This window comes from Pantoea sp. AN62 (assembly GCF_050432985.1).
Lineage (GTDB): Bacteria > Pseudomonadota > Gammaproteobacteria > Enterobacterales > Enterobacteriaceae > Pantoea > Pantoea brenneri.
Map to the genome: position 1 here is coordinate 1 of NZ_JBNPYB010000039.1, position 3,564 is coordinate 3,564.

Genomic DNA, 3,564 nt, shown 5'->3' on the forward strand with positions numbered 1-3,564 from the left:
GACAAAGGCTGGGATGCCAGAAAGCGTGCGTATTGCTTGAAAATCCAGCCAGCTACAGGGTCGTTCGCAAGAAATCTTATTTATTCAACAAAGCCATATGTGAACTATAAGTAAATCGATTCAGAAATGCACTTCAGATTATACGCTTCGCTGGATGCTGTCAGGGACCGTTGCTGTCACCGCCCGCGCGTCGATCACCGTAACCGATATGCTGGATCGTCGCGTTACGCTGGCAGGTCCGGCAACGCGCATCATACTGGGTGAAAGCCGTCACCTTATTACGCTGGCGCTTCTGGAGAAAGATCCCATTGCCCACGTTGTTGGCTGGGGCGACGATCTGCAGCGTTATTCACCTGCCACCTGGCAAGGTGTGCTTCAGCGTTACCCCGCCGTCCGCGCGATTCCGGTGTTTGGCACCATGAACAGCGGCACTTTTTCTCTGGAGGCCACTATCGCCGCCAGACCCGACCTGGTGATTTTTACGCTTTACGGACCGATTCCGCCCGGGCTGGAAGCGCTGGACGCCGCGCATATTCCCTATATCTTTGTCGACTTCTTCCGTAAGCCACGGGTCAATACTGTGCCTGGTCGGCAATTGTTGGGTAAGGTTTTGGGTCAGGAGGCACGCGCACAGCAGGTCATCGCCTTCTGGCAGCAGCATATGAATGAGGTCAAAAAGCGTCTGGCAGGCGTCTCTTCCCGTCCATCGGTATTCTTCCATCTCAACCCTGGCAAAGGCGACTGCTGTTTTACCTCCGGTCCTGGAAATATGAGCGATTTTATTGCAGCGGCAGGCGGACACAGCATCGGGGAAGACAAGCTGAGCGCGCCAGTCGGCAAGCTCAACCCGGAGTATATTCTTTCGCGTAATCCCGATTTTTATCTGATGGGAGGCGGTTCAGCGGTGAGCCGTGAACGGCACCGGCGCCACGCCACAGCAGGTGGCGCAGAGCAGTCAGCATCTGCTCCACGCAGCGGAAATTGCCAGCCTGCCCGCGGTCAAAGCTGGCAGAAGCGGCGGCGTCTGGCTGTTCTTCTTCGATAGTCCTCTCTACTTTATCGGGGTGGCGGCGATGGCAAAAATGTTTCATCCAGCGCTGTTTGCCGGCCTGCTCACCAGCGTCACGCTGGGATGGATTGACGTTCTGTCTGGAGGAATATTGCTGGCCTTTCTGCTGGCCTGCCCGCTGGCTGATTACCTTTTCATGACCCGTCGACGACAGCATATCGTGGGGGTATTTGCCGCGATGCAACGGATGGCCGATGGCCTGCTTGATGCGTTGCAGGGCATGCTGACGCTTAAGGCGTTTAACGCGGTTCCGCGCTTTCGTGCCCGTCTGGCAGCGCATGCCGCCGCGCTGCGCACGGAATCAATGTCCGCTTTGCGCGCAACCATGATGCGCAGCGGCATAACCCGCGGCCTTGCCCTTTCCGGCACGGCCTGCCTGCTGACAGTAAATACTTTTCGGGTCACGCAGGGGGATCTTGACCCAGCCGTTCTGCTACTGACGCTATTGATCCTCTGGCAGGCGTTTCGTCCTCTGTTCGAGCTGGAAAACGTACTGCACACGCTGTGGGCGGCGCAGGAGATAAAACCCGCGATGCAAGCGCTCAGCCAGGCAGAAAAAGCGATCGGCGAACCCCATCATCCCGCCCCGCTTCCGGCCCGTAACGATTTACGGTTTGAACGCGTGAGCTATCGTTGGCCGGGGCAGGCTGAATATTTGTTTAATGAGCTGTCGCTTTGTATTGAGGAGAACCGGCATACCGCGTTGATCGGGCCGTCGGGTTCAGGCAAAAGCACGCTGGCGCAGCTGATTACGCGCTTCGCTGTGCCAGATTCCGGCACTATTCTGCTGGGCGGGCAGCCCATCGACTCTTTCGCGCTTTCCGCCCTGCGCAGCCGCATCAGTTGGGTATCGCAGCAGGTATTTCTGTTCGACGGCACGCTGGCGGAAAATCTCCGACTCAGCGCCGCTGATGCGACTGACGAAGCGCTATGGCACGCGCTGCAGCAGGCGCAGCTCGCAGACTGGGTACGCACGCTGCCGCAACAGTTGAATACGCCGCTGAGCGAAGGCGGCAGCCTGCTCTCAGGCGGACAGCGGCAGCGGGTGGCGATTGCACGTGCGCTGCTAAAGGAATCCCCGCTGTTAATCCTTGATGAGATCACCGCCAGTCTTGATGTCGCCAGCGAAGTGGCGCTGCAGCAGGTTATCGCTACGCTCAGCCGTCGCTGTACGCTGATCAGCATTGCGCACCGTATGAACGCTGTCGCGCAGGCGGACCATATCGTGGTGCTGCAGGCGGGTCGTATTGTTGAACAGGGCGCGCCTGCGCAGCTGCGTAAGCAGTCTGGCTATTTCGCCTCGCTGGAGAGCGCATCATGAAACGCCCTCTTTTTTCTGGCGCAGCCTGTTTTCGCCTGTCGCCGCGCATAAATTCCGTTTGGCAATGACGCTACTCGCTGGCGTCAGCGCGCAGTGCGGCGCCTTTGCCTGCATCGTGCTGGGCGGCGGCATGGTGATGCAGGCCCTGAGCGACGCACCCTTTACGGACGTGGCCGGTTATCTGATGCTGGCTGCGCTCGCGACCGCGCTGGCATGGTACTCACACGATCTGGCCTTTGCGCTGATTGAAACGCTGCAGCTGGGTATCTTTGATGGCCTGGCGCGCGCCGCGCCAGCGCATATCGGCGAGCAGCGTCTGGGCGACATCGCCGCCACGGCGACCCGTGATGCCGAAATGATGGAACGATTCTACGCGCATATGCTGGTGGATTACCTGACAGCTTTCCTGATGCCCGGCCTCGCGCTGCTGATACTGCTGTTTATTGCTCCGCCGCTGGCACTGATATTTTTGCCCTGTGTCGTACTGAATATGCTGATCCCGCGATGCTTTTTTCGACGCGCCATACTAAACGGAGCGCGTGTTGCTGAGCACAAAAGCACACTGAACAGCCTGCTGATTGAGGTGATATTGGGCTGGAGGGAGTTGCAGATGTCTGACGCCACTGGACGTTACGCCAGTAAGCTGCAGCAGGTCGGCGCTCTGCGCGCCGCCGCCAAAGCGCCGGCTTCGCCGGCCAGCCAGTTCGCGCGTCAACTTTGAACAGGTGAGCTTTACCTATCCGCAGACGCAAGCCTGCGTGCTGCGTAACCTGACGTTTGTGATTGAACCGGTAAGCCGCGTCGCCATTGCCGGACAGTCAGGAAGTGGCAAACCACCCTCGCTTATTTGCTGCTGGGTTTTTATGCGCCGACCTCTGGCACGATTCAGCTGGGTGACGTTTCGCTGGACGATATGGATGAGGCTTTGCTCCGCAGACATATTGCATAGGCGTCGCAGGAGAGCTGGCTGTTTGACGATACGCTGGAGAACACTATTCGCCTGGGTCGGCCGGACGCGACTCTGGAGCAGGTGATTCAGGCTGCGCAGCAGGCGCAGGCCGATGAGTTCATACGCGCGTTGGCTTTGTTGAATAAATCGAACTTTTGCTGAGTTGAAGGATCAGATCACGCATCCTCCCGACAACACAGACCATTCCGTGGCAAAGCAAAAGTT

At 58.3% G+C, this 3,564-nt stretch carries 3 protein-coding genes; all 3 read left to right on the forward strand.

Going from position 1 to position 3,564, the window contains the following annotated elements:
- Nucleotides 1-154: 154 nt before the first annotated feature.
- The 3 genes from FHW04_RS23350 (at nucleotide 155) to FHW04_RS23360 (ending at nucleotide 3,111) form a co-directional block, all read left to right on the forward strand.
- The gene (locus FHW04_RS23350) at nucleotides 155-1,045 is read left to right on the forward strand and encodes an ABC transporter substrate-binding protein (protein ID WP_089562635.1); all 891 of its coding nucleotides are present in this window, start codon (nucleotides 155-157) and stop codon (nucleotides 1,043-1,045) included.
- 556 nt (nucleotides 1,046-1,601) lie between these two features.
- The gene (locus FHW04_RS23355) at nucleotides 1,602-2,390 is read left to right on the forward strand and encodes an ABC transporter ATP-binding protein (protein WP_227022008.1); all 789 of its coding nucleotides are present in this window, start codon (nucleotides 1,602-1,604) and stop codon (nucleotides 2,388-2,390) included.
- Nucleotides 2,391-2,454: 64 nt separating this feature from the next.
- Nucleotides 2,455-3,111, forward strand: coding sequence for an ABC transporter transmembrane domain-containing protein (locus FHW04_RS23360; RefSeq protein ID WP_089562637.1), 657 nt, complete (start codon nucleotides 2,455-2,457; stop codon nucleotides 3,109-3,111).
- The last annotated feature ends 453 nt before the right edge of the window (nucleotides 3,112-3,564 follow it).

Bases quoted from the DNA above. Each gene is read 5' to 3' on its own strand.
- FHW04_RS23350 (WP_089562635.1), top strand. From the start codon at position 155: ATGCTGTCAGGGACCGTTGCTGTCACCGCCCGCGCGTCGATCACCGTA.
- FHW04_RS23355 (WP_227022008.1), top strand. From the start codon at position 1,602: ATGCAAGCGCTCAGCCAGGCAGAAAAAGCGATCGGCGAACCCCATCAT.
- FHW04_RS23360 (WP_089562637.1), top strand. From the start codon at position 2,455: ATGACGCTACTCGCTGGCGTCAGCGCGCAGTGCGGCGCCTTTGCCTGC.